At 72.2% G+C, this 22703-nt stretch carries 24 protein-coding genes and 1 pseudogene; 12 read left to right on the top strand and 13 right to left on the bottom strand.

Translation table 11 applies throughout. The features are described from left to right. Positions 1-224: 224 nt before the first annotated feature. Entirely contained in the window at positions 225-746 is a 522-nt protein-coding gene (locus ABD268_RS07885) for a DUF6318 family protein (RefSeq protein ID WP_344149812.1), read from the bottom strand. A 201-nt stretch (positions 747-947) separates the two neighbouring features. On the opposite strand from ABD268_RS07885, the gene ABD268_RS07890 reads away from it, so the two are divergent. Continuing rightward, positions 948-2543, top strand: a complete 1596-nt coding sequence (locus ABD268_RS07890; protein ID WP_344149813.1) for an alpha/beta hydrolase — start codon at positions 948-950, stop codon at positions 2541-2543. A gap of 19 nt (positions 2544-2562) precedes the next feature. Continuing rightward, positions 2563-3840 (top strand): phosphodiester glycosidase family protein, encoded by a 1278-nt coding sequence (locus ABD268_RS07895; RefSeq protein ID WP_344149815.1) that lies wholly within the window; start codon positions 2563-2565, stop codon positions 3838-3840. 27 nt (positions 3841-3867) lie between these two features. Here the strand turns inward: ABD268_RS07895 and ABD268_RS07900 are convergent, their stop codons facing one another. After that, on the bottom strand, positions 3868-4362 hold the full coding sequence (locus tag ABD268_RS07900) for a hypothetical protein (RefSeq protein ID WP_344149817.1): 495 nt from the start codon (positions 4360-4362) through the stop codon (positions 3868-3870). A gap of 63 nt (positions 4363-4425) precedes the next feature. Here ABD268_RS07900 and ABD268_RS07905 point away from each other — a divergent pair, with 63 nt between their 5' ends. Next, complete coding sequence (locus tag ABD268_RS07905; RefSeq protein ID WP_344149819.1) at positions 4426-5001, top strand: mismatch-specific DNA-glycosylase; 576 nt, start codon at positions 4426-4428, stop codon at positions 4999-5001. A 33-nt stretch (positions 5002-5034) separates the two neighbouring features. Here the strand turns inward: ABD268_RS07905 and glgC are convergent, their stop codons facing one another. Then, positions 5035-6285, bottom strand: a complete 1251-nt coding sequence (glgC, locus tag ABD268_RS07910) for a glucose-1-phosphate adenylyltransferase (protein ID WP_344149821.1) — start codon at positions 6283-6285, stop codon at positions 5035-5037. 52 nt (positions 6286-6337) lie between these two features. Between glgC and glgA the strand changes: the two genes are divergently transcribed. Together glgA and ABD268_RS07920 are read left to right on the top strand one after the other, a co-directional pair. Then, on the top strand, positions 6338-7525 hold the full coding sequence (glgA, locus tag ABD268_RS07915; protein WP_344149823.1) for a glycogen synthase: 1188 nt from the start codon (positions 6338-6340) through the stop codon (positions 7523-7525). 62 nt (positions 7526-7587) lie between these two features. Next, a complete protein-coding gene (locus ABD268_RS07920) occupies positions 7588-8016 on the top strand; it encodes a hypothetical protein (protein WP_344149825.1) in 429 nt (142 codons plus the stop codon). Here ABD268_RS07920 and ABD268_RS07925 read toward each other — a convergent pair. From ABD268_RS07925 to ABD268_RS07935, 3 genes are all read right to left on the bottom strand, one after another. Then, complete coding sequence (locus tag ABD268_RS07925) at positions 8004-9275, bottom strand: MFS transporter (RefSeq protein WP_344149827.1); 1272 nt, start codon at positions 9273-9275, stop codon at positions 8004-8006. The genes ABD268_RS07920 and ABD268_RS07925 overlap by 13 nt on opposite strands. Before the next feature lie 82 nt (positions 9276-9357). Beyond that, positions 9358-10818, bottom strand: coding sequence for a GntP family permease (locus ABD268_RS07930; RefSeq protein WP_344149829.1), 1461 nt, complete (start codon positions 10816-10818; stop codon positions 9358-9360). Then, complete coding sequence (locus tag ABD268_RS07935) at positions 10818-11339, bottom strand: gluconokinase (protein WP_344149831.1); 522 nt, start codon at positions 11337-11339, stop codon at positions 10818-10820. Before ABD268_RS07935 ends, ABD268_RS07930 begins: the two co-directional genes overlap by 1 nt. 126 nt (positions 11340-11465) lie before the next feature. Between ABD268_RS07935 and ABD268_RS07940 the strand changes: the two genes are divergently transcribed. From ABD268_RS07940 to ABD268_RS07960, 5 genes are all read left to right on the top strand, one after another. Then, on the top strand, positions 11466-12173 hold the full coding sequence (locus ABD268_RS07940; protein ID WP_344149833.1) for a FadR/GntR family transcriptional regulator: 708 nt from the start codon (positions 11466-11468) through the stop codon (positions 12171-12173). A gap of 98 nt (positions 12174-12271) precedes the next feature. Next, positions 12272-12592 carry a WXG100 family type VII secretion target gene (locus ABD268_RS07945; protein ID WP_344149835.1) on the top strand — a complete coding sequence of 107 codons (321 nt, stop codon included), beginning with the start codon at positions 12272-12274 and terminating at the stop codon, positions 12590-12592. Continuing rightward, positions 12592-12891, top strand: coding sequence for a WXG100 family type VII secretion target (locus ABD268_RS07950; RefSeq protein ID WP_344149837.1), 300 nt, complete (start codon positions 12592-12594; stop codon positions 12889-12891). The genes ABD268_RS07945 and ABD268_RS07950 overlap by 1 nt, the downstream gene beginning before the upstream one ends. Next, a complete protein-coding gene (locus ABD268_RS07955) occupies positions 12888-14282 on the top strand; it encodes an RNase A-like domain-containing protein (protein WP_344149839.1) in 1395 nt (464 codons plus the stop codon). Before ABD268_RS07950 ends, ABD268_RS07955 begins: the two co-directional genes overlap by 4 nt. 13 nt (positions 14283-14295) lie before the next feature. Next, the gene (locus ABD268_RS07960) at positions 14296-14586 is read left to right on the top strand and encodes a contact-dependent growth inhibition system immunity protein (protein ID WP_344149841.1); all 291 of its coding nucleotides are present in this window, start codon (positions 14296-14298) and stop codon (positions 14584-14586) included. A 165-nt stretch (positions 14587-14751) separates the two neighbouring features. On the opposite strand, the gene ABD268_RS07965 is transcribed toward ABD268_RS07960, so the two are convergent. The 5 genes from ABD268_RS07965 to ABD268_RS07985 all read right to left on the bottom strand — a co-directional run bounded on the left by ABD268_RS07965 (position 14752) and on the right by ABD268_RS07985 (position 18750). Further along, on the bottom strand, positions 14752-15810 hold the full coding sequence (locus ABD268_RS07965; RefSeq protein ID WP_344149843.1) for an NADH:flavin oxidoreductase/NADH oxidase: 1059 nt from the start codon (positions 15808-15810) through the stop codon (positions 14752-14754). Positions 15811-15909: 99 nt separating this feature from the next. After that, on the bottom strand, positions 15910-16242 hold the full coding sequence (locus ABD268_RS07970; RefSeq protein ID WP_344149845.1) for a TraR/DksA family transcriptional regulator: 333 nt from the start codon (positions 16240-16242) through the stop codon (positions 15910-15912). Further along, positions 16239-16691, bottom strand: a complete 453-nt coding sequence (locus ABD268_RS07975) for a TspO/MBR family protein (RefSeq protein WP_344149847.1) — start codon at positions 16689-16691, stop codon at positions 16239-16241. Before ABD268_RS07975 ends, ABD268_RS07970 begins: the two co-directional genes overlap by 4 nt. Before the next feature lie 47 nt (positions 16692-16738). Then, the gene (locus tag ABD268_RS07980; RefSeq protein ID WP_344149849.1) at positions 16739-17980 is read right to left on the bottom strand and encodes a hypothetical protein; all 1242 of its coding nucleotides are present in this window, start codon (positions 17978-17980) and stop codon (positions 16739-16741) included. Positions 17981-18063: 83 nt separating this feature from the next. After that, complete coding sequence (locus ABD268_RS07985) at positions 18064-18750, bottom strand: alpha/beta hydrolase (RefSeq protein WP_344149851.1); 687 nt, start codon at positions 18748-18750, stop codon at positions 18064-18066. A 135-nt stretch (positions 18751-18885) separates the two neighbouring features. Here ABD268_RS07985 and ABD268_RS07990 point away from each other — a divergent pair, with 135 nt between their 5' ends. After that, positions 18886-19302, top strand: a complete 417-nt coding sequence (locus tag ABD268_RS07990; RefSeq protein ID WP_344149853.1) for an Hsp20/alpha crystallin family protein — start codon at positions 18886-18888, stop codon at positions 19300-19302. 40 nt (positions 19303-19342) lie between these two features. Continuing rightward, positions 19343-20860: a DUF4389 domain-containing protein gene (locus ABD268_RS07995; RefSeq protein WP_344149855.1), complete on the top strand. Its 1518-nt coding sequence runs from the start codon at positions 19343-19345 to the stop codon at positions 20858-20860. Here ABD268_RS07995 and ABD268_RS08000 read toward each other — a convergent pair. Beyond that, a complete protein-coding gene (locus ABD268_RS08000; RefSeq protein WP_344149857.1) occupies positions 20835-22280 on the bottom strand; it encodes a glycoside hydrolase family 30 protein in 1446 nt (481 codons plus the stop codon). The genes ABD268_RS07995 and ABD268_RS08000 overlap by 26 nt on opposite strands. A gap of 291 nt (positions 22281-22571) precedes the next feature. Further along, a pseudogene (locus ABD268_RS08005) lies at positions 22572-22703 on the bottom strand (IS481 family transposase); the annotation flags it as partial.

Consider the following 22703-nt stretch of genomic DNA (forward strand, 5'->3'; position numbering starts at 1 on the left):
GCAGACGGCGTCCCAATCCGAGTCTCGTGGAGGTTGCATCTCGGAAGTGACCTGCTCCGAATCCCCCTCTTCGTCACCCATGCAGTGATACTCAAAGTGAACTTGAATCATTCCGTTGACGACGCGGACCTCACGCACCCAATCGCAGCCTGCATTCGCCGGCCCCGCCACCAAGACGATCGAACCCGCCGCCAACGCCATCGCCATGAGTGCGACTCGGAGCCTCATGAGATGAACCCGATAAAACTGACTGCCCAGCGTCCTTCGTTCTGGACCACCTTGAAGACCATGATGTGTTTCTCTGCCTCGTAAGCAACTGGCTGACTACCAGCGCTGCGAACGGTCTTCCCGCCCGAGATGGTTATCGCCGTGTCGACGACAACTGGCTGCTTGGATCCTGAGCGTGCTTTGGCGCCCTCGATCTTCCAGCCCCGCGTGTCGAACCGTCCACCCTTCGCGTAAACGTCCTCGATGGGTTCGATGAAGTCATCGCAGGCCTTGCATGGGTGGGCGCTCAACTCACGCAGCGCATCAGTGTCACCGCCTTGAAGCGCGAAATTCTGAGCCTTGATCCACGCCCTCACGGTCGCGACCGGACCGAGTGCCTGCGGAGAAGATGACTCACTCACCGACGGCGCGGGCGACTCGTGGGGCGCAACCTGGGGCACGGGGTCGTCGGAGCACCCGCCGACGAGAAGAACAGGCAGGGCGAGCCCCAGAGCCACCGCCAACCGAGAGCGATTCACAGGCAGTTCCTTCCCGAGACCCGGCGCCCGAAACGGCGCCCACCGGCACGCTACTCAACGCTCAACGAGTCGAGAAGAGTCTCGTTCTGGGCTGTGGAGAACCTTTGCCCTGCATCCGCCGGCGGAACCTCCGGCTCACAACGCCGTGACCAAGGCAGCCGGCCGGAGTTGGACAGGCACCACTCTCACAGCGAGGTCCGCATGAAGATCGCCCTGGCGCTCGGCGCCGTGCTCACGGCCGCCGGCCTGTCCGCCCTCCCCACGCACACCGCCGCCCAGGCGGCCGGCGGAGTCAACAGCGGAGCCAACAGCGCCACCAGCAGCAGCGCCGCCAAGGTCGCAGAAAACGTGAAGGTCACCAACGACTGCCTGACCAGCGTGCCGGATCCGGGCAGCACCCAGCAGGTGAAGATCTGCTACACGATCTTCCGTCCGGCCACCGCGACGAAGCGTCACAAGGTGCCGTTCATCATGCACAGCCACGGCTGGGGCGGCTCCCGCACCACCGACCCGCAGGGCTTCCAGGAGTTCCTCGACGCCGGGTACGGCGTGCTCTCCTTCGACCAGCGCGGCTTCGGGGAGAGCGGCGGCCACGCCTACGTCGAGAACCCCGACGTCGAGGGCCACGACGTCCGCGGCCTGGTGAAGCTCATCAGCCACCTCGACTGGGTGAAGAAGGACGGCAGGGGCGACCCGCGGCTGGGCGCGATCGGCGGCAGCTACGGCGGCGGCTACCAGTTCCTCGGCGCCTTCGAGGAGCTGCGGCTCAAGGGCAAGCCGGTCTTCGACGCGCTCGCCCCCGAGATCACCTGGTACGACCTCAACCAGAGCCTCGCCCCCGAGGAGGTCGTCCGCACCGCCTGGGCCTCCGCGCTCTCCGCCGCCTCGACCGCGTCCGACGCGCTGCCGCCCAACGTGTACGCCGCGCTCGCCGAGGGCGCCGCGACCGGCATGTGGCCGGACGGCTCGGTCCCCGGCGAGGAGGACATGCCGGCCTTCTTCCGCAAGAACGGCCCCAAGTGGCACGTCGACCACGGCCGGCGGCTCGACATCCCGGTGCTGTTCGGCCAGGGCACCACCGACTCGCTCTTCCCCCTCCAGCAGGGGCTCGCGAACTGGAGGCACTCGATCACCCGGAAGGCGCGCCGGCACAGCATCTTCGTCGGCTACAACGGCGGCCACGTCCTGCCCGCGGTCGTGCCGCCGGGCATCGACGTCACCTCCGACCCGTGCAGCAAGCAGCTCGCGGGTGGCGACTTCCAGCGCCTCTCCCTCCGCTTCTTCGACGAGCAGCTCAAGGGCCGCGACACCGGCCTGCGCGGCTACGGCCGCTACCACCTGGCCACGCCGGACAGCACGTGCACGACCGTCCGCTCGGTCGACGCGGACACGACGTACGACGTCGGCACGGTCGCCACCACCGAGACCGGGGGCGTCCCGCTCTCCTACGAGGTCGCGCAGGGGCCGATCCGGGTCGCCGGGACGCCGTACCTCACCGGCACGCTGACCGCGCTCGGCGCCAACAACCGGGCGTTCTACGGTCTCGCGGTCGGTACGTCGCCCGCCGACGCCCACCTGGTCCAGAACAACGTGCTGCCGCTCAACGAGCTCGCCCCGGTCACCGGCGAGGGGCGCCGGATCGCGCTGCCGTCGGTGGCCGTCGACGTGCCCGCGGGCCAGTCGCTGTTCGTGCTGGCCAGCCCGGTGAGCGACACGTTCGTGGGCATGGGCAGCCGTACGCCGGGCGCGGTCGTGCTCGACAACACGGTGGTCCACCTCCCCGTTGTGGGGCCCTGATCTGCTTAACCTGTCGGGCGTGTCCGCTCGAATCTCGGTAACCGCGGCCCTGGTGGCGTGTGCCCTCGCCGGCACCGCGCCCGCCCTCGCCGGCGCTCCCACGACCAGCTCGCCCACGACCAGCGCACCCACGTCCGGCTCCGGCACGCAGGACCCACGGGTGTCGCAGAAGGTCAACGCCCGCCAGCACGACCCCGTGCACAGCAGCGACGGGGAGCCCGGCGAGGTGGCGGCGCCGTACCCGTCGTTCATGCGGCAGGCCACGACCAGCCGGATCATCCGGCGCCAGGTGGCCCCGGGGGTGCAGTTCACGCGGTGGGACCAGCACGACGCGCGCGGCCCGATCCGGGCCTACCTGCTGGCGATCGACCCGACCCGGCCCGGGGTGAAGATCGACCTCGCGACCCAGAGGCGGGTCAGCGACACGGCGCCGGTCCGCGAGCTCATCGGCCACGACTCGGCGGTCGCCGGCGTCAACGGCGACTTCTACGACATCGGCGACACCGGCGCCCCCCTCGGTGTCGGGCGGGACCGGCAGCGCGGGCTGCTCAACGGTCGCCAGGTCGGCTGGAACTCCGCGTTCTACCTGGACTCGCACGGCACGCCCGAGATGGACGACCTGGTCCTGCGGGCCCGGGTTGCCGAGCACCCGGGGCTGCCGATCACCAACCTCAACTCGCCGTTCGTCAAGCCGGGCGGGATCGGGATCTACAACTCGAGCTGGGGGCGTACGGCGGGCTACCGGGTCACCGACGGCCAGCGCAAGCACGTGCGGGTGGTGACGGTGCGCGACGGCCGGGTGCGCAGCTCGGGCACCAGGCTCAAGTCGGACAAGGGCATCAACGGCACCCTGCTCATCGGCCGGGGCGACGGCGCGAACGCGCTGCGCGCACTCAAGGTGGGGTCGCGGGCCACCGTCGGCTACAGCCTGCCCGAGCGTCCGCAGGTGGCCATCACCGGCAGCCGGTACCTGGTCAAGGACGGGCTGATCAACGTCGTCGACGACCGCGAGATGCACCCGCGCACGGCGGTCGGCATCGACCACGACACCGGTGAGGTGCTGCTGCTCGTGGTCGACGGCCGACAGAAGTTCAGCCGCGGCTACACGATGGTCGAGATGGCGGACATGATGATCGACCTCGGCGCCGACGACGCCCTCAACCTCGACGGCGGCGGCTCCACGACGATGGTCGCGAGGAAGTCCGACGGCAGCACCGGCGTGGTCAACAGCCCCTCCGACGGGTTCCAGCGGTCGGTCGCCAACGCCCTCGAGGTGACCTACACCAAGCCCCGCTGAGCCGCGGGGCGCCGGGCGAGGAGCGCGTCAGACCGCGTCGGAGTCCACCGCCACCAGCGCGACGGTCGTGACCGCGACCAGGCACTCCTGGAGCGGGCTCTTCACCTTCATCGGCGTGATCACGACCGCCCCGTCCACGCGCTGGACCGTGACACCCGGCGGCACATCGCAGCCGACCGAGACGACCGCGCCGAGCACCGTCTGGTCGTCGGGCACGTCGGCCCTGCGGATCTCCGACTCGATCCGGTTCGCGACGGCGTCGGTCCGGAACTGTCGGGAGAACGCCGTGACCGCCGCACTGTCGTCGAGCACGGTCGCGCGCTCGCCGACCCGGCCGCCGGCGCCCGACTGGCTGACCAGGGCCACCTGGTCGAACTCGACGGCGCCCGACTCGGTCGACTCGGTCGACTCGGGGCTGGGGCTGCCCTGGTCGCTGACCGTCGAGTCGTCGGAGCCGCAGCCGGCGGTCAGGGCCGCCGTCAGGAGCGCGGTGAGGAGCAGGGGTCCGAGAGTTCGTCGCATGACCATGGGACGGTACCGGGCCGCCACCGGTTCCCGGCGCGGCCGGGACACCCTCGTGGCAGCATGCGGCCCGTGCCCCGATTCACCCGCGCCGAGCTCGAATCCTTCCGCGACACCGAGGTGCCCGACCTGCTCGGGCCCGACGTCCGGCTGCTCTTCGTCGGCATCAACCCCGGCCTGTGGACCGCCGCGACGCAGACCCACTTCGCCCACCCGGTCAACCGGTTCTACCCGGCGCTGCTGCGGGCCGGGATCCTCGAGCACCCGATCGACCCGTCGGCGGGGATGTCCGACGCGGACCGCGACCGGCTCCGGGCCCGCGGCATCGGGATCACGAACCTCGTGCACCGGGCCACCGCGCGCGCCGACGAGCTGAGCCGCGACGAGCTCCGCGAGGGCGGGCAACGCCTCGAGGAGCTGGTACGCCGCACCGCGCCGCGCGTCGTCGCGGTCGCCGGGATCACGGCGTACCGCCACGCCTTCGGCCACCCGAAGGCGACCCTGGGCCGCCAGCCCGAACCGTTCGCGGGCGCCGAGCTGTGGGTGGTGCCGAACCCCAGCGGGCTCAACGCCCACGAGACGGTGGAGACGCTCGCCGCGGCGTACGCCGAGCCGGCCCGCGCCGCCGGGGTGATCTGAGCCGGGGTGATCTGAGCCGGCGGTGGGCCGGGCTCACGTGCTGCCGAAGACCTGGTCCTTCCCGAGCACCGTGAGCCCCTCCTCGATCACGAACCCCCGGGCCAGGTCGGCCTCCGGGTCGACGCCGATCTTCGCGCCGGGCTCGACGACGACGTTCTTGTCGAGAATGGCGTTGCGGACCACCGCGCCGGCACCGACGTGCACGCCGTTCATGAGCACCGAGTCGGTGACCTCGGCCCCGGCGCCGACGAACGCGGCCGGCGAGAGCACCGACCGGGAGACCGAGCCGCCGCTGACCACCACCCCGGGCGAGAGCAGCGACTCCAGCGTCTGCGAGGCGTGCCCGTCCTCGCCGGGCGTGATCTTCACCGGGGGCTGCGGCCCGTAGGAGGTGTAGATCGGCCAGTCGAAGTTGTAGAGGTTGAACACCGGCAGCGGCGAGACCAGGTCCATGTGCGCGGCGTAGTAGGAGCCGATCGTCCCCACGTCACGCCAGTAGCCGCGGTCCCGCTCGGTCGCGCCGGGCACGTCGTTGTCCTTGAAGTCGTAGACGCCGGCCTGCTGGCGGCGCACGAACGCCGGCACGATGTCGCCGCCCATGTCGTGCTTGGACCCGGTCATCGTGGCGTCCCGGGTGACCGCCTCGACCAGCGCGTCGGCGTCGAAGACGTAGTTGCCCATCGAGGCCAGCACCTCCCCCGGGCTGTCCGGCAGGCCCACCGGGTCGGTCGGCTTCTCCAGGAACTCCCGGATCCGCGACGGGTCGTCGGGGTGCACGTCGATGACGCCGAACTGGTCGGCCAGCCCGATCGGCTGCCGGATCGCGGCCACCGTGCAGGGCGCGCCGCTCTCGACGTGCTGGTCGACCATCTGCGCGAAGTCCATCCGGTACACGTGGTCGGCGCCGACGACCACGATGATGTCCGGCTTCTCGTCGCGGACCAGGTTGAGGGACTGGAAGATCGCGTCCGCGCTGCCGAGGTACCAGTGCTTGCCCAGGCGCTGCTGCGCGGGCACCGGCGTCACGTAGTTGCCCAGCATCGTCGACATCCGCCAGGTCTGGGTGACGTGCCGGTCCAGGCTGTGCGACTTGTACTGCGTCAGCACGACCACCTGCAGGTAGCCGGAGTTCACCACGTTGGACAGCGCGAAGTCGATGAGCCGGTAGATGCCGCCGAACGGCACGGCGGGCTTGGCCCGGTCCGCGGTCAGCGGCATCAGCCGCTTCCCCTCCCCGCCGGCGAGGACGATGGCCAGAACCTTCTTGCGATGCTTGGCGGTCATGCGCAGACGCTATCCCTGTCGGGGCCCCCACCGGCAGGGGTAGTTTCGCCGCATGCGTGTCGACGTCCTCAGCAAGGAGTACCCCCCGGAGATCTACGGCGGGGCGGGGGTGCACGTCGCCGAGCTGGTCCGGGCCCTGCGGAGGCGGTCCGACCTCGAGACCCGGGTGCACGCCTTCGGCGCGCCGCGCGACGAGGCGCTGACCGCGTCGTACGCCGACCACGCCGAGCTGGCGAACGCCAACGGCGCCCTGAGGACGCTGGGCGTGGACCTCTCGATCGCCGACGGCTGCGCCGGCACCGACCTGGTGCACTCGCACACCTGGTACGCCAACTTCGCCGGCCACCTCTCCTCGCTGCTGTACGGCGTGCCGCACGTCATCAGCGCCCACTCGCTGGAGCCGCTGCGGCCGTGGAAGGCCGAGCAGCTCGGCGGCGGCTACGCCGTCTCGTCGTGGGTGGAGAAGACTTCGTACGAGGCGGCCGCCGCCGTGATCGCGGTGTCCGCGGCGATGCGCGACGACGTGCTCGCGTCGTACCCCGCGATCGACCCGGCCCGCGTCCACGTCGTGCACAACGGCATCGACACCGAGGACTGGGCGCCCACGGTCGACCCCGACCGGGTCCGCGCCCTGGGCGTCGACCCGGACCGCCCGTCGGTGGTGTTCGTCGGCCGGATCACCCGCCAGAAGGGGCTGCCGCTCTTCCTGCGCGCGGTCGCGCAGCTGCCGCCCGAGGTGCAGATCGTGCTGTGCGCCGGCGCGCCGGACACCCCCGAGATCGAGGCCGAGGTCGTAGGCCTGGTCGACGGGCTGGCGAAGACCCGCGACGGGGTGGTGTGGATCGCGGAGATGCTGCCGCGCCGCGATGTGATCGCGCTGCTCAGCGCCGCGACGGCGTTCGCGTGCCCGTCGATCTACGAACCGCTCGGCATCGTGAACCTCGAGGCGATGGCCTGCGAGACCGCGGTCGTGGCCACCGCCACCGGCGGCATCCCGGAGGTCGTCGTCGACGGGGAGACCGGCCGGCTGGTGCCGATCGCGCAGGCCGGCGACGGCACCGGCACCCCGCTCGACCCCGAGCAGTACGTCGCCGACTTCGCGGCCGCGCTCAACGAGGTCGTCGGCGACCCGGAGCGCGCCGCCGCGATGGGCAAGGCCGGACGGCAGCGGGCGATCGACGCGTTCAGCTGGGGCGCGATCGCCGAGCGGACCGTGGAGGTCTACCGCTCCGTGCGCTGAGCCGGCGGGCGCCTGTGGACGACCGGTCGCGCCGAACGCGTCGCCGGGCGAGGCTGGCCGTCATGAACGACACACCGTACGCACCCGTCATCCGCAGCCAGGCCGACCTCGAGGACGTCTGGCGCCACCTCATGGGGCCGCTCGGCTTCGGCGGCCACAGCCTGTGGCTGATGTTCGTCCAGCCCGACGGCACACCGCTCCCGCACCTCTCCCAGGTCGAGGACTGCGTGCGTCCGCCGACCGCGGAGGAGCAGGTCAGCTTCGTGGCGCTGCTCAGGACGCTGCGCGGGGAGATGCGCAAGGGCGAGCGCATCGTGTTCCTGCGCTCGCGGCCGGGCCGCGGCGGCGCCGGGCCGGACGACCTGGCCTGGGCCCGCAGCCTGTACGCCGCGTGCCGGGCCGCCGACGTCGAGACCGACGTGGTGCACCTGGCCACCGACGAGGTGCTGGTGCCGCTGCCGATGGACGAGGTGCTGGCTCAGACCGCCTGAGCGGTCTCGGCGCCGCGCGGCAGCATCCGGACCGAAGGGGCCGCAGCGACGACGACCGACACGCCGACCCCGACGACCGTCATCGCGAGCAGCGTCGCGTGCAGACCGTACGCCGCGCTGGCCAGGCCGGCGAGCAGGTTGCCGAGCGGGATCACCCCCGCCGTGGACAGGTAGTCGTAGCTCGACACCCGGGACAGCGACCGCTCGGGGACGTGCTCGCCCAGCGAGGTCTCCCAGAGCGTGAAGGCGCCGGTCACGCAGACGCCGGCGAGCAGCTCGAGGCCGCCGATCCCCCAGGTGCCGAGGCCGCTGCCGATGAAGGCGGCCTGGCAGGACGCGCCGACCAGCATCAGGCTCGCCACCCGCAGCGCGAACCGGGGGCGCCAGCGCAGGAACAGCAGGTCGCCCAGCAGGCAGCCGATCCCGAAGCAGGCGCTGATCGTCGCCCAGGACCGGGCGCCGTCGAGCTCGCGGTCCATCAGCACCGGGCCGATCACGAAGATCGAGGGCAGCACCACCACGTGGTAGACGCTCATCCCGCTCAGGAACGCCACCACCCAGCGGCGGCTGCGCACCTCACTCCAGCCCTCCCGCAGGCTGGTCCAGAAGTGGCCGGTGGTCGCGGCGAGGTCCTCCTCGTGCATGCCACGCTGCACCACCCGCGGGCGCAGCGGCAGCAGCAGCGCCACCGACACCACGAACGTCGCGGCGTCGAAGAGCAGCGCGCCGCCCGGCCCGCCGGCGTACGCGATCAGCACGCCGGCCACGACCGGCCCGAGGACGTTGGCGAGCGAGAACGACAGGCCCCGCAGGGCGTTCGCCGGCTGGAGGTTGACCGGGCTCACCGTCGAGGGCAGCAGCCCGGTGAAGGCCGGGGCGAAGAAGGCGTCGGCGGCGCCGTACGCCGCGGCGATCGCGACCAGGGACGGGACCGACGCTCCGCCACCGAGCAGCAGCGCCGCGGCCACCAGCTGGCAGGCCATCCGGACCAGGTCGGAGGCGACCAGGATCCGCTTGCGGTCCAGGCGGTCGGCCCAGACCCCCGCGGGCAGCGCGAGCACGACGAACGGGACGAACTGCGCGGCGGAGACCAGCGCCACGTCCGCGACCCCGCCGCCGGTGGCCAGCACCGCGAACGGCAGCGCCACGCTGGTGACCCGGTCCCCCAGGATCGAGAGCACCTGGCTGCCGAACAGCAGCCGGTACTGCGGCTCGTCGCGCAGCACCGCGGGCACGCGGACTCGTCCCTGGGTCAGCACCGGCACAGGATGGCAGCGACCGGTCCCCGGCAGCGAACGGATTCCGCTCGCCGCCGGGGCCCGGTCGCCTGCGTCGGGTGGGTCAGACCACGATGCTGAGCAGCAGCACGAACACCAGGCCGCTGACCGAGAGCACGGTCTCCATGAGCGACCACGACTTGATCGTCTGCATGACGTCCATGCCGAAGTACTCCTTGACCAGCCAGAAGCCGGCGTCGTTGACGTGGGAGAAGAACACCGAGCCGGCGCCGACCGCGAGCACCACCAGCGAGGTGTCGGTCGACGACATGCCCGCGACCAACGGGATGATCAGCGTCGAGGCCGTGATGGTGGCGATGGTGGCCGAGCCGGTCGCGAGGCGGATCAGCACCGCCAGGACCCAGGCCAGGAGCAGCACCGAGATGTTGGCGTCGCGGGCCCAGTCGCCGAGCACGGTGCCGACACCGGTGTCGACGAGGACCTGCTTGAAGCCGCCGCCGGCTGCCACGATCAGGATGATGCCGGCGATGGGCGGCAGCGACTCCACGAGCGTGGTCGAGATGCGGCCCCGGTCCATGCCGGAGGCGCGACCGAGGGTGAACATCGCGACGAACACCGCGATGAGCAGCGCGAAGAAGGGCTCACCGACGAGGTCGAACACACGCCGCAGCGGCGCTGTCGGGTCCTGGTCCCAGACCACGTCGACCAGCGCCTTGCCGAGCATCAGCGCGACCGGGAGCAGGACGCTGAACATCGTCAGGCCGAAGGAGGGGGCGCGGACCGCGGCGGCCGTGGCGGTGGCCGCGCCGGGGCCCTCGCGGCGGCCGGCGTACTCAGGGGCGTCGTGGTCGTAGGTCGCGGGGGCCGGGATGTCGACCCAGCGGCCGGCGAGCCGGCCGAAGAGCGGACCGGAGACGATGATGGTCGGGACCGCCACGAGGATGCCGAGCGCCAGGGTGAGGCCGAGGTTGGCACCCAGGTAGCCGATGGCGGTGACGGGGCCGGGGTGCGGCGGCACGAAGCCGTGCATGGCCGAGAGGCCCGCCAGCGCCGGGATGCCGACGGTGATGAGCGAGACCTGGGCACGGCGGGAGACCAGGTAGATGACCGGCATCAGCATGACCAGGCCGATCTCGAAGAACATCGGCAGCCCGATGATCGCGCCGACCAGGGCCATCGCCCAGGGAAGCGTCCGCGGGGACGCCTTCCCGACGATGGTGTCGACGATCTGGTCGGCCCCGCCGGAGTCGGCGAGCAGCTTGGCGAACATCGCACCGAGCGCGATCAGGGTGCCGACGCCCGCCGCCGTGCTGCCGAAGCCCGCCAGGAACGAGGGCAGGACGCCCAGCCCGTCGGCGTCCTTCAGGATGTTCTGGCCGGCCACGGCGCCCACCGTGATCGCCCCCATGGTCAGGGACAGGAAGGGGTGGACCTTGAAGACGGTGATCAGCACGACGATGAGCCCGATGCCGAGCAGGGCAGCCAGGATCAGCTGCCAACCGGGCGCCACGGGATCGACCAGCGGCGCCGCGGCCAGCGGCGGGAGTGCGGACAGGGCGGACATCAGTTCTCCTTCTGGGGGGTGGTACCGACTGCGTGCCGGTCGACGTACTGCTGGACGATCGCGTCGACGCCCTGGTCGACGTCGATCACGACACCACGCTCATCCGGCTCGAGCTGCTCGAGCGTCGCGAACTGCGAGGTCAGCAACGAGGCGGGCATGAAGTGGCCCGGGCGGCTGGCCTGGCGGCGCGCGATCACCTCGCGGCTGCCCTGCAGGTGCAGGAACTCGAGCGCGTCGACGTGGTGGCGGAGCTGGTCGCGGTACTTCCGCTTCAGCGCCGAGCAGCTCACCACGCCGCCCCCGGGGTGGGCGGCGAGCCACTGGCCGATCGTCTCGAGCCAGGGGCGGCGGTCGCCGTCGTCGAGGGCTTCACCGCGCGTCATCTTCGCGATGTTCGCCTCGGGGTGCAGGTCGTCGGCGTCGACGAACGGCACGCCGAGGCGCTGAGCCAGGGCGGCTCCGATCGTGGACTTTCCCGATCCGGAGACGCCCATCACGACGAGAAGCGGCGACTGGGGCATGCGGCGTACTCCCTCTTGGTAGTGGTAGCCGTCACATGGTGACCTCATTCATCATACTTTTGCAACCCTTTGGTTCAGATTTGCCTGTTCATTCGTACGTCGGGGTGTGGGTGACATGATGTTTGGGTGACGACGACGCCCGCTACCGGCCAGCACGCCAGCGTCCTGAGCGCCCTGGGCGGCCGGATCGCCTCCGGCCGGCTGGAGGTCGGCCAGGTGCTGACGCTGGACGGCATCTGCCACGAGTACGTCGTGTCGCGCAGCGTCGCGCGCGAGGCGATCCGGGTGCTGGAGTCGATGGGGCTGGTGGCGTCGCGGCGGCGCGTCGGCATCACGATCCAGCCCCGGCACCGGTGGAACGTCTTCGACCCCCGGGTGATCCGGTGGCGGCTCGACGAGGGCGACCGGACCGAGCAGCTGCTCTCGCTCTCGGAGCTGCGCCGTGGCATCGAGCCGGTCGCCGCCGCGCTGGCCGCCGAGCGGGCCGACGGCCACCAGTGCCGGATCCTCGCGGCCGCGGTCTCGGACATGGTCGTGCACGGTCGCGACGGCGACCTGGACGCCTACCTGCTGGCCGACACGATCTTCCACCGCACCCTGCTCGAGGCCAGCGGCAACGAGATGCTGCGGGCGCTCGACGGAGTCGTGGAGGAGGTGCTCAGCGGCCGCACCCACCACGGGATGATGCCCTCGCGCCCGAACCCCGAGGCGATCGCGCTGCACGACGAGGTGGCCCGCGCCGTCCGCCTCGGCGACAGCGCCACGGCCGAGAAGGCGATGCGCGCGATCATCGAGGAAGCCGCCACCGCGCTCCGCGACGAGCAGGACACCTGACCGGGGTTATCCACAGCCGCGCGATCGTCGGGTGAAGCCGCGGCGCGTTCAGGGCAGGCTCTGGTGCGGACGAGGAACCGCAGATCTCGGGGGCGCCCATGACCATCAACGTCAGCCACGACGACTTCGCCACGGCTGTCACCGACGTGAGCGCGGCCGCGAGCCGCCTCGGCGACCGCCGGGACCGCATCTGTCGCGAGGTGGGCACGCTGCTCGACGGCGGCTGGCGCGGCGCGGCCGCCGACTCCTTCGCCGAGGCCTGGGAGGAGTGGCGGCGCGCCACCCAGCACGTTCTCGACGGGCTGGTCGCGATGGGGACCCTGCTCGACGCGGCGCACCGGGACCTCTCGGACCGCGACGGGCAGGCCCACCTGCGGCTCGACGCGGTCGCCGCCCGGGTCGTGGAGAGGCTCGGTTGATGTCCGCGCCGTTCGCGGTCGACCTCGAGGAGCTGGCCCGGGTGGTCGGGGAGATGGCGACCTGCCAGGGGCAGCTGCTGGAGGTGGCCGACGAGATCTCCCGCCAGGTGCGTGCGCTGCACGACTCGTGGCAGGGCGAGGCGGCCGTCGCCCACGAGGTGGCGCAGCGCGCGTGGGACGCGGGCTTCGGGGACACGCGCGAGGCGCTGGCGGCGATGCGGACCGCCGCCGATGTCGCCCACCACCACTACGAGGCGGCCGCGCTCACCAACGTCGGGATGTGGGAGCAGCTGCGATGATGCTCGCGATCGACGGCGGCGGGTACGACACCGCGGCCGGCGCCTTCGTCAACGGCAACCAGCTGGCCGCGATCGGGTACGACCAGCTCACCCGGCAGCTGTCCGGGTACGCCGCCATGGCCGGCACCGACACCAGCTCGGCCGACTTCGCCGCGTCGTACGACGAGGCCGCGCAGCAGGCCGTGCACGCGCTGGCCGACCTGGCAGCGTCGTTCGCCAACGTCGGGCGGGTCACCCGGGCGGCCGTGACCAACCACCGTGTCGCCGAGGCCCGCTCGGTGATCGGGGGTGCCCCGATCTACGACGGCGGCGTGCTGCCGGCCGGCGACTTCGTGGAGGTGCTGCCCAGCACTCCGCCGTCCTCGCTGGGCGGCGACACCCCGGCGCTGCCCGGCAAGGTGAGCTGGATCCTCGACCACGTCCAGGGCGCCGTCATCCCCGACGCCGACGTCGACCGGCTGCGCGCCGCCGAGCGGACCTGGCGGGCGGCCGCGGGGTCGCTCGACGACCTGGTGACCTGCTGCGACAGCGCGGTGCGCGGCTTCTGGGGCGAGCGCTCCCCCGAGATCCCGCTCGCGATCGAGGCCGCCCGGGAGCTGGAGGCCACGGTCCGCGACGTCGCGGCCCAGTACGTCGCGCTCGCGGCGGCCTGCCAGCAGTACGCCGACCACGTCGAGGCGGCCCGCGCGCAGGTCATCGAGCTCGCCGAGTGGCTGCTCGAGCAGTTCGTCGAGGGCGTCCTCATCAGCGCCGCGATCGGCGCCCTCACCGGCGGCGCCGGCGCCGGCGCCGGCATGGCCGCCGTCCTCGCCCGCCTCGCCGCCGAGTCCCCCCGCTTCGCCCGGATCATCGAAACACTGCGCTCCCTCGCCGCAGCCCTCTCCGCCAGCCTCCGCAGCACCCGCGACGCCGTGGCCGCTTCGAGGGTGCGGCTGGTGAAGTTCACCAGGGCTCGCGTGGCGCTGCGGGATGAGCGGGGTGTCATCCAGCTGAGCGGAAAGGGCCGAGGTAAGGGATGGCTGGAGACGCACGAGCATTCCGGCAGCCACACGATCCAAGAACACGTGAGCAGGACCCACGAGCAGTTGCTGACTCGATTGCGAGACAACCCAAAGATGGAGTACGCCTCCACGTTCGTGGATGAGACTGCCGCCGAGGCAGCCCTTTCCCGGCTTCTCGCCGGCAATTCTCACCGCATCAGCACGTGGCTGGATGGCACGCGACCACGATCCGTCCTTGAGGGACCCCTCGGACCTGGGATGGGTCATTGCATGGACCAGGCCGGACATGTCATCGAGGCTAAGAGTGTCCGGATGGTGCTTGTCCGAGATGCGTCGATGCCCGAGGGTTATCGGATCCTCACGTCGTACCCGCTACCTCACCCGGTCTGAGATGGAGAAAGAAGTGACCACGACCCCGGCGCTCTGGGAATTCTTGGGCGGATACCTGCACCAGGACTGGGCCCTTGAATTCACCAACGAGTGGCAGGCACTTGACCAGTTCATCTCCGACGCGCCTGAGCTCGCCTCGAGCATGACGGACGAGATCAACCGCGTGCTCTCGGAGCACAAGAGTGAAGATGATCTGCACGCATACCTCGCTCAGCTAGGGGCCAACTTCCGCCCGTTGGACGAGGCCGGCTACCGAGGCTGGCTGAGCGAGATCGCCCGCCGGGTCGAAGCGGGCAGGTCCTGAGCGCAGCGCCTCGAGATCGTGGAGTGCTTGGCGCACCCGATGCGCCAAGCACTCCACGTTCCGGACGGCGACCGGTGGACAGCGACAGCCCGCAGCCACCCGACTCGTGTGCCTGAGCACGCGCCGTGGCGCGCACTCAGGCACACGACCCGAAGGAGTGAGCGGTCAGAGCGCCGCGCGCAGGTACTGCTTGGGCCAGTCGGCCTCGACGCCGAGGTCGTGGGCGGCGCGGAGGGCCCAGTGGGGGTCGCGGAGCAGCGCGCGGGCTAGGAGGACGACGTCGGCGGAGCCGTCGGCGACGATCTCCTCGGCCTGCTTGGGCTCGGTGATGAGGCCGACGGCACCGGTCGGGATGCCGGCCTCGGCGCGGATCCGGCGGGCGAAGGGGACCTGGTAGCCCGGCTCGACGGGGATGTCGACGAGGGCGTTGCCGCCGCTCGAGGCGTCGACCAGGTCGACGCCGGCGTCGGCGAGCAGCCGGCCGAGCCGCACGGAGTCGTCGGCCTTCCAGCCGTCCTCGTGCCAGTCCGTCGCGGAGATCCGTACGACGACCGGCACGCTCGACGGCACCCGCCCACGCACCTCCGCGACGACCTCGAGCAGCAGGCGGACCCGGTTCTCGAAGGATCCGCCGTACTCGTCGTCGCGCCGGTTCGACAGCGGGGAGAGGAACTCGTGGAGCAGGTAGCCGTGCGCCGCGTGGATCTCGAGCACGTCGAAGCCGGCGTCCAGCGACCGGGCAGCGGCGTCACCGAACGCACGCACGACCCGCGCGATCCCGTCCGCGTCCAGCGCCCGGGGCGAGCGCAGTCCGGGGAACGCGACGGCCGACGGGGCGACCGGCTCCCAGCCACCGTCCTCGTCGGACACGAACCCACGTCCCTCCCAGGGCGCCTTCGACGACGCCTTGCGGCCGGCGTGCGCGAGCTGGATGCCGGCGGTGGCGCCCTGGCCGTGGATGAACGAGACGATCCGCGCCCAGGCCTGCTGCTGCTCGTCGTTCCAGATCCCCGTGTCGGCCGGGGAGATCCGCCCCTCCGGCACCACCGCGGTCGCCTCGGTGAACACCAGCCCGACTCCCCCGCGCGCGAACGAGCCGAGGTGCACCAGGTGCCAGTCGTTCGGGACGCCGTCGGTCGCGGAGTACTCGCACATCGGCGAGACCCAGACCCTGTTGCGGACGGTGACCTCGCGCAGGGTGATCGGGCTGAACAGCTGGCTCACGGGTGGACGCTCCTCCACGGTTCGATGGCATGGATCGACACGGTTCAACGACGTTTCAGCCACCCCAACAGCCCCGGAGGGCACGATGTTCCGACGCCGTCAGGCGCAGCGCACGCAGGTCCGCGCGGTCGGCCGGGCCCCCAGCCTCTCTGCGGGGATCGGCACCCCGCACACCTCGCAGACGCCGTAGCTGCCGGCCGCCAGCCGTTCGTACGCCGCGTCGATCTCGACCAGGTGCGCCTCGGCCTGCCGGATCAGCGCGTCCACCTGCGAGCGCTCGAACGCGATCGTCGCGCCCTCGGGGTCGTGCTCGTCGTCGGCGTTGGAGTCCCGGGACGCGTCGACCACCCCGAGGAAGTCGCGACGCAACCGCACCAGCCGGTCCGTGGTGCGGTCCCGCTCCTCCGCGAGCAGCGCGGCGGGGTCGCTCACCGGTTGCGACGCCAGATCGAGGCGTTCAGCGCGGTCGCGAACCCCGTCCACACGACGTACGGCGTCAGCGCGGCCGCCGCCACCCGGTCCCGCCGGGCGGCCTCCCGCAGCAGCACCAGGTTCAGGCCGTTGAGCAGCGCGATCGTGGCCAGCCCGGCGCGCGGGGACTCCCGGTCGAAGAACGCCCAGCACCAGCCGGCGTTGGCCGCGAGGTCGGCCCCGGTCAGCGCCAGCATGGCGCCGCGCCCCTCCGGCACGGAGGCCGCCCGCCCGGTCCCCCACGCGATCAGCCCGTAGAGCGGCGTCCACACCAGCGGGAACGCGACCCCGGGCGGCTGCCAGGCCGGCTTGTCCAGCGACTGGTACCACGGGCTGTCCGGCTTGGTCCCGAGGCTGCCGAGGGCGGCCGCGGCCGCCGTCATCGCGGAGGTGAGGACGGGTGCGCGCATGGCCCCACTCTGGCTCACCCGGCAAGCCGAGGGCCGAGAGCTGCGGACTACTGGGCGGCCGGCCCGAAGGTCTGCGTCGGCGACTGCCCGGCGAGGTTGCCGCCCGCGGGCGGGACGGTCACGTAGTAGCGGAAGGGCCCGGTCAGGTCGGCGGGGACGGTGATCCGGTAGCCGCCGTCCGCGGCGGTCGGCGCCGTCCCGAGCCGCACCGGCCCCTTCGGACCGAGCTGCCACAGCGTCACCGGCACTCCTGCCCGGCCGGGGGCCACCTGGCCGGTCACGGCCGGCCCGCCGGGGTCGGCGACCGCGGTCACGACCGAGGCGACGTCGACGGTGAAGAGCGGCGAGACGCTGCCCTCCGCCGAGGACGAGCCGCCGAACCTCCACCGGTAGACCGTGTGGCTGCTCGGCTCCACGGTCGCGGTGGTGCCGCCGCCGGCGACCTGCAGCGCGGCGCCGTCGACCGGCTTGAACTCCTGCTCCCCGAACTCCTGCGCCTCCAGCACGAGCAGGCCCTGCGCGAGCGGGCCGACCATGTCGGTGGACACGGTGCCGTGCAGCGTCACCGCGTCACCCGCGGCGATCCGCGTCGCGGACCCGCTGATGCCGGTCGCGGTGGTGTAGCCCTCGAGGTCGTACGTCGTCACGTCGCCGGGGCTGCCGGTCCGCAGGGCGTCGATCTTGAACGGGTTGCCGTCGCACCCGAAGCCCAGCGCGTAGAAGCCGGCACCGTCGCCGCCGTGGGCGCCCATGAACTCGGCAACGGTGCTGGGGCCTCCCCCGGACTCCACGGGCTGGTGGGTGGAGAAGTCGTACTTGGTCCAGGTGTAGGTCAGCCCGGGCGCGTCGACCTGCTGCCAGCCGCCGGCGCCGACCGCGAGCGAGGCGCGACCGACCCAGAGCAGGGTCGTGCCGGCGTCCTCCGGGGACTGGTAGCCGGCGTACGCGACGCCGCTGGTGCCCTGCGGCGCGGTCACCGCGAGCCCGGCGACGGTGGTGGCCGCCATCGAGCCGACCCGGTGCTGCGAGCCCACGGCGGACCCGCCGCCGAGGTCGTACTTCAGGGCGCGGGTGCCGGCCGGGCCGTCCGGGCTGGGTGAGAGGTACGTCGTGACCGGCTCGCCCGAGGTGGCGTAGAGGCCGGTGCAGCCGACGATCGCGAGGCTGGTCGAGCTGCCGGCGGCGAACCCGAGGCCGCGCACGACGATCGTGGAGTCCGCGTGGGCTGCGGAGAACGGGAGCACGGCCGCCACGACCGCGCCCACCACGATGAAGAATCCCCGGCGCAACGACGCCTCCCGATGAGCTCCCGACTTTCCTGACCGACCCTACGTGCCGGTGGCGGGTTCTGTGTGCCCAATCTGGGGCATCGTCATCGGGCCGTCACCCACTGCTCACCCGCGAGCACCCGGGACACGGGATCGGAGGCCGGGGCGGCGGGCTCGACCCCGAGCAGGGTGGCGCTGGCGAAGCCGGCGGCCGCGCGCTCGAACGTCGCGCCGTGGCGCAGCATCGCGTGGCGGGCGCCGGGTACGGCGACGTACCCGACCTCGGCGGTGCGCGCGAGGCGGCGCGCCACCGTGGCCGACCGGCCGGGGTCGGCCACCCGGTCCTCGGTCCCGTGCACGACGAGCACCCGGCGGCCGGTCAGGTCCGCGGCGTCGGTCGGGTAGACCCACGGGTTCAGCGCCACCACGCTGCGGACCCCGTCCTGGTCACCGGCCAGCAGGGCGGCGCGGCCGCCGAGCGAGTGCCCGACCAGCGACGTGGGCAGCTCGCCGTGGAGCTCGCGCACGCGCCCCAGCGCCCAGGCCACGTCGTGCACCGGCGTGTGGGTGCTGTCCCAACCCCGGTGGGAGTTCAGCAGCCGGTAGACCGCCAGCCGGTCCCCGCCGCTCCGGCCGATCCGCCGCGCGACCGGGATCATCCGCAGCACCGACAGCTGGGTCGGGCTCACCTCCGGCCGCCCCGGCCGCTGCGCGCCGCCGTGCAGCACCAGCACGGCGCCCTCCGGACGGCGTGGGACCCGGGTGGCGAGGAGGCGTGGTGCGGCATGCATCCCACCAGTCTTGCCGAGCGGCACAACGTCCCACGCCCGCCGGGACCTTCTCCTCTGCGGTGCCGCAGGGGCGGGGATGACGCTGGCGGTAGGCCCGGTCAGCCACGTCCAGGTCATCGAAAGGAGAAGCCCACCATGTCCACTGTTGCGGTACGCGCCTCGAGCCGGCTGGCCGACATGCTCGACTGGCTCGAGTCCGGAACGGGTCTCGGCCTCGGGGAGGGCAGCCACTTCATCCGGGTCGAGAACTTCACCGAGGAGGGCCACGGCGTCATCCGCGCCGAGATCCCCGGCATCGACCCGAACAAGGACGTCGAGCTCGTCGTCCAGAACGACTACCTCACGATCAAGGGCGAGCGGCGCGAGGAGAAGCGCGACGCCCAGCACAGCGAGTTCCACTACGGCGCGTTCGCCCGCAGCGTCCGGCTGCCGCAGGGGACCGACCCCGAGGAAGTGACCGCGACCTACCGCGACGGCATCCTCGAGGTCCGCTTCCCGACGGCGACCGCGAGCCCGGAGCCGAAGTCGATCCCGGTCCAGCGCCCAGAGTGACCACTCACTGATCCAACAGAGCGCGCTTTGGGGAGGGACCATGAACGGATATCCGGTCCGGGTGGACGCGACGCTGGACAGCGACCTCAGCCGCTGGCTGTGGCTGGTCAAGTGGTTGCTGGCCATCCCGCACTACTTCGTGCTGGCGTTCCTGTGGGCCGCGTTCGTGGTGCTCAGCGTGGTGGCGTGGGTGGCGATCCTGGTCACGGGTCGCTACCCACGCGCCATCTTCGACTTCAACGTGGGCGTGCTGCGCTGGAGCTGGCGGGTCGCCTACTACACGTACGGCGGGCTGGGCACCGACCACTACCCGCCCTTCAGCCTCGAGGACCGGCCGGACTACCCGGCCCACCTCGAGATCGAGTACCCGGCCCACCTCTCCCGCGGCCTGGCGCTGGTGAAGTCGTGGCTGCTGGCCATCCCGCACTACCTGGTGATCGCGTTCTTCCTGGGGACCGGGCTGTACGTCGCGACCAGCGGCGACACTGACGCCTCCCGGGCGTGGAGCGGCGGCCTGATCAGCCTGCTGGTGTTCGTCGCCGCGGTCGTGCTGCTCTTCACCGGCGCCTACCCGCGCCCCATCTTCGACCTGGTCCTCGGCCTGAACCGCTGGGTGCTGCGGGTCGCGGCCTACGCCGGCCTGATGACCGACGACTACCCGCCGTTCCGCCTGGACATGGGCGGCACCGACCCGGGCACCGGCGTGCTGACGCTCAGCCAGCCCACAGCGGCTGCGGCAGCCCCGCCACCGGTCCCACAGACCACCGAGCCGACCACCGAGCCGACGACCCAGCCGGCCACTCCGCCGACCACCCAGACGGAGGCCGGGCCACCGCCCGGCGCTCCGCCACCCGGCCCACCCGCGCGGCCACCGTCCCGCTGGGGTGCGGGCCGGATCATCGCGGTGATCGTGGGCGCGGTGCTGGCGTTCACGTCGCTGGGCATGCTCGCGGCCGGCGGCCTGCTGCGCCTCGCCGACGACGGCATCCGGGACAGCCAGGGCTACCTGATGAGCTCGGACGTGGAGTTCACCTCGCCCGGCTACGCCGCGACCAGTCCCGACGTCGAGCTCCGCGGCGGCACACCCGCCGTCGACGTACCGGAGCGCTGGCTCGGCACGGTGAAGGTCGAGGCCGACGGACGCACCGACGCCGGTGTGTTCATCGGGATCGCCCGGACCAGCGACGTCGAGTCGTACCTCTCCGGGGTCGCCCGCTCGACCGTGCGGGACCCGCTCGGCAGCGACCAGAACCCCCGGACCGACTACACCGACGGCGGAGCGCCGAAGCAGGCGCCGCAGGACCAGGACATCTGGGTCGCCTCCGCCGACGGCCAGGGACAGCAGACCCTCACCTGGAAGGCGGACGAGGGCAACTGGACGCTGGTCGTGATGAACGACCAGGGCACCCGGCCGGTCGCCGCCGACGTCTCGGTGGGCGCCACCATCCCGATCCTGGACGACATCGCGGTCGGGCTGCTGATCGCCGGGCTGGTCGGCGTCGTGATCTCCGCGGCGGTGCTGATCGCCGCGCTCAGCCGGCCGCACTCCGGAACGTGAACAGCTGACCCGGCTCGATCGTGTACGCCAGGTCGGTCCGGCCCAGCACGTTGATCCGCACCGTCTGGGTGCTGCCGGTGGCGTTGTGCCCGAAGACCCCGATGCTGCGGTCGGGGTTGCGGAAGGCCGCGACGCTGAGCCCGGTGCTCGCGCTCGAGGCGACCACCCGGGCGTTCGGCGCGGCCGCCCGGGACAGTTGCGCGAGGGTGTAGAACTCCGGTTCGGGCTGAAGCGATCCGTCGCCGGCCACGGTGAGCAGCCCCCGGCAGTCCTTGCAGCCCCACCGCGAGCCGTCGTCGACCGGGCCGTGGTCCTCGTCGAGCGCGAGGTTCCACATCATCAGCCCCGACGAGCCGGCGCCCACGGCCCCGGCGACCAGGTTGCGGGCGTCCCACGCGAAAGTGCCGGACCAGCCGTCGGTGGTGCCGGTGCACTCGGTCACCAGCCTCGGGACGGCCAGGCCGGCCATCTGACCCGGGGTCCCGCCGTAGCAGTGGAAGGCCGCGGCGTCGAAGCCTCTGGGGGCCCCGGAGAGCACGTTGTCCACCCGCGACCGGTCCGACCAGTTGTGGTCGACCGCGAGCAGGTGCACCCTGTCCGACGCCAGGCGGGGACCGACCGCGTTCCCGAGCGCCGTCATCTGCTCGTCGGACATCGTCATCGACGCGTAGTCGCTGGAGTAGCCCGGCTCGTTGCCCAGCGTCATCGCCCACAGCGGTACGCCGTGGTGGGCCAGCCAGTGCGCCTGCGCCAGCAGCATCCGGCCGTACCCGGTGACCGCGTCCGTCGTGAGCGCCCCGCCGCGCAGCGATCCGTTGTCCTTCATCGACGCGGGCGCGGTCCACGGCGTCGCGACCGCACGCAGGTCGGGGCGGAACCCCTCGATCGCCTTGACCATCCGCACCGACCGGCGCTGCGGGTGGGGCGGGCCGGCCTGTGACCCGTCCCAGGACCAGGTCCACTGCGAGGGCGAGAAGTCGGTCGCCGAGAGGGGCAGCCGCACCAGGTTCAACCGGGCACCGTGCGCACGTGTCGGGCTGTACAGCAGCTTCTGCGCCCCCGGCCTGTTGCGCAGCAGCCGCTCGGAGGCATCGGTGAGCGTGGCGCCGGTTCCCCACCAGCGCTGTCGGCGGTCCTGGGGGTCGACGACGACCTGGGCGGTCGCCGGTCCCGGCCCGACCACCGGGTCGACCGTGGCCAGCCGCACCGAGGGATCGGTGGGCGAGGTGATCCACAGCCGGTCCGTGGAGGCGGCGACCGGTCGGGCTCCCGAGGTGGGCGCCCCGGCCTCCGGCGCCAGGACGGCGAGCCCGAGCAGCAGGGCCAGGGCCGCCACGGCGACGCCGGTGCGTCCGGCCGGGCCCGACAGGCGTCGGCGCAGGCCACGGCGGGGGGTGGCGTGGGGGTGAGGTTCAGACATCGAGGTTCCGGGGGCAGGTCCGAGTCGTGCTCCGGTCCCGTCCAGTGTCGCGAAGATCGGCGACGGGTCCAAAGTCCCGGCCGCTGTGGGGTGGCATGACCCAGATTGGGGATGCCGGCCGACCGCCGGAACCGGTTTGCTGGACGCATCGACCGGCACCCGTGACGTCGCTGCCGCGGGGACCGGTCGTCAAAGCCGAGGCACCCCGGCGATGAACCCGGCCACTGATCCAGCCCAGTGACCACGAAGGCCCGGCCCCCGCGAGGGAGCCGGGCCTTGGTGCGCGCCGCCCTAGGTGTTCTGTCCACGCAGGTTGGGCACGAGCTGGATGGGTGACTTGCCGCGGAGTGCGGTGTGGCCGCGGTGGTGATTGTAGGTGTGCAGCCAGGCGGGGTAGGCGGCTGCGCGTTCGGTTTCTGAGCG

Origin of the sequence: Nocardioides koreensis, assembly GCF_039531775.1 — a bacterium.
GTDB classification, from domain to species: domain Bacteria; phylum Actinomycetota; class Actinomycetes; order Propionibacteriales; family Nocardioidaceae; genus Nocardioides; species Nocardioides koreensis.

Coding starts and splice junctions, on each gene's coding strand:
- glgA (WP_344149823.1), top strand. CDS start 6,338: ATGCGTGTCGACGTCCTCAGCAAGGAGTACCCCCCGGAGATCTACGGC.
- ABD268_RS07995 (WP_344149855.1), top strand. CDS start 19,343: ATGAACGGATATCCGGTCCGGGTGGACGCGACGCTGGACAGCGACCTC.
- ABD268_RS07985 (WP_344149851.1), bottom strand. CDS start 18,750: ATGCATGCCGCACCACGCCTCCTCGCCACCCGGGTCCCACGCCGTCCG.
- ABD268_RS07930 (WP_344149829.1), bottom strand. CDS start 10,818: ATGTCCGCCCTGTCCGCACTCCCGCCGCTGGCCGCGGCGCCGCTGGTC.
- ABD268_RS07900 (WP_344149817.1), bottom strand. CDS start 4,362: ATGCGACGAACTCTCGGACCCCTGCTCCTCACCGCGCTCCTGACGGCG.
- glgC (WP_344149821.1), bottom strand. CDS start 6,285: ATGACCGCCAAGCATCGCAAGAAGGTTCTGGCCATCGTCCTCGCCGGC.
- ABD268_RS08000 (WP_344149857.1), bottom strand. CDS start 22,280: ATGTCTGAACCTCACCCCCACGCCACCCCCCGCCGTGGCCTGCGCCGA.
- ABD268_RS07890 (WP_344149813.1), top strand. CDS start 948: ATGAAGATCGCCCTGGCGCTCGGCGCCGTGCTCACGGCCGCCGGCCTG.
- ABD268_RS07935 (WP_344149831.1), bottom strand. CDS start 11,339: ATGCCCCAGTCGCCGCTTCTCGTCGTGATGGGCGTCTCCGGATCGGGA.
- ABD268_RS07920 (WP_344149825.1), top strand. CDS start 7,588: ATGAACGACACACCGTACGCACCCGTCATCCGCAGCCAGGCCGACCTC.
- ABD268_RS07955 (WP_344149839.1), top strand. CDS start 12,888: ATGATGCTCGCGATCGACGGCGGCGGGTACGACACCGCGGCCGGCGCC.
- ABD268_RS07990 (WP_344149853.1), top strand. CDS start 18,886: ATGTCCACTGTTGCGGTACGCGCCTCGAGCCGGCTGGCCGACATGCTC.
- ABD268_RS07950 (WP_344149837.1), top strand. CDS start 12,592: ATGTCCGCGCCGTTCGCGGTCGACCTCGAGGAGCTGGCCCGGGTGGTC.
- ABD268_RS07945 (WP_344149835.1), top strand. CDS start 12,272: ATGACCATCAACGTCAGCCACGACGACTTCGCCACGGCTGTCACCGAC.
- ABD268_RS07905 (WP_344149819.1), top strand. CDS start 4,426: ATGCGGCCCGTGCCCCGATTCACCCGCGCCGAGCTCGAATCCTTCCGC.
- ABD268_RS07975 (WP_344149847.1), bottom strand. CDS start 16,691: ATGCGCGCACCCGTCCTCACCTCCGCGATGACGGCGGCCGCGGCCGCC.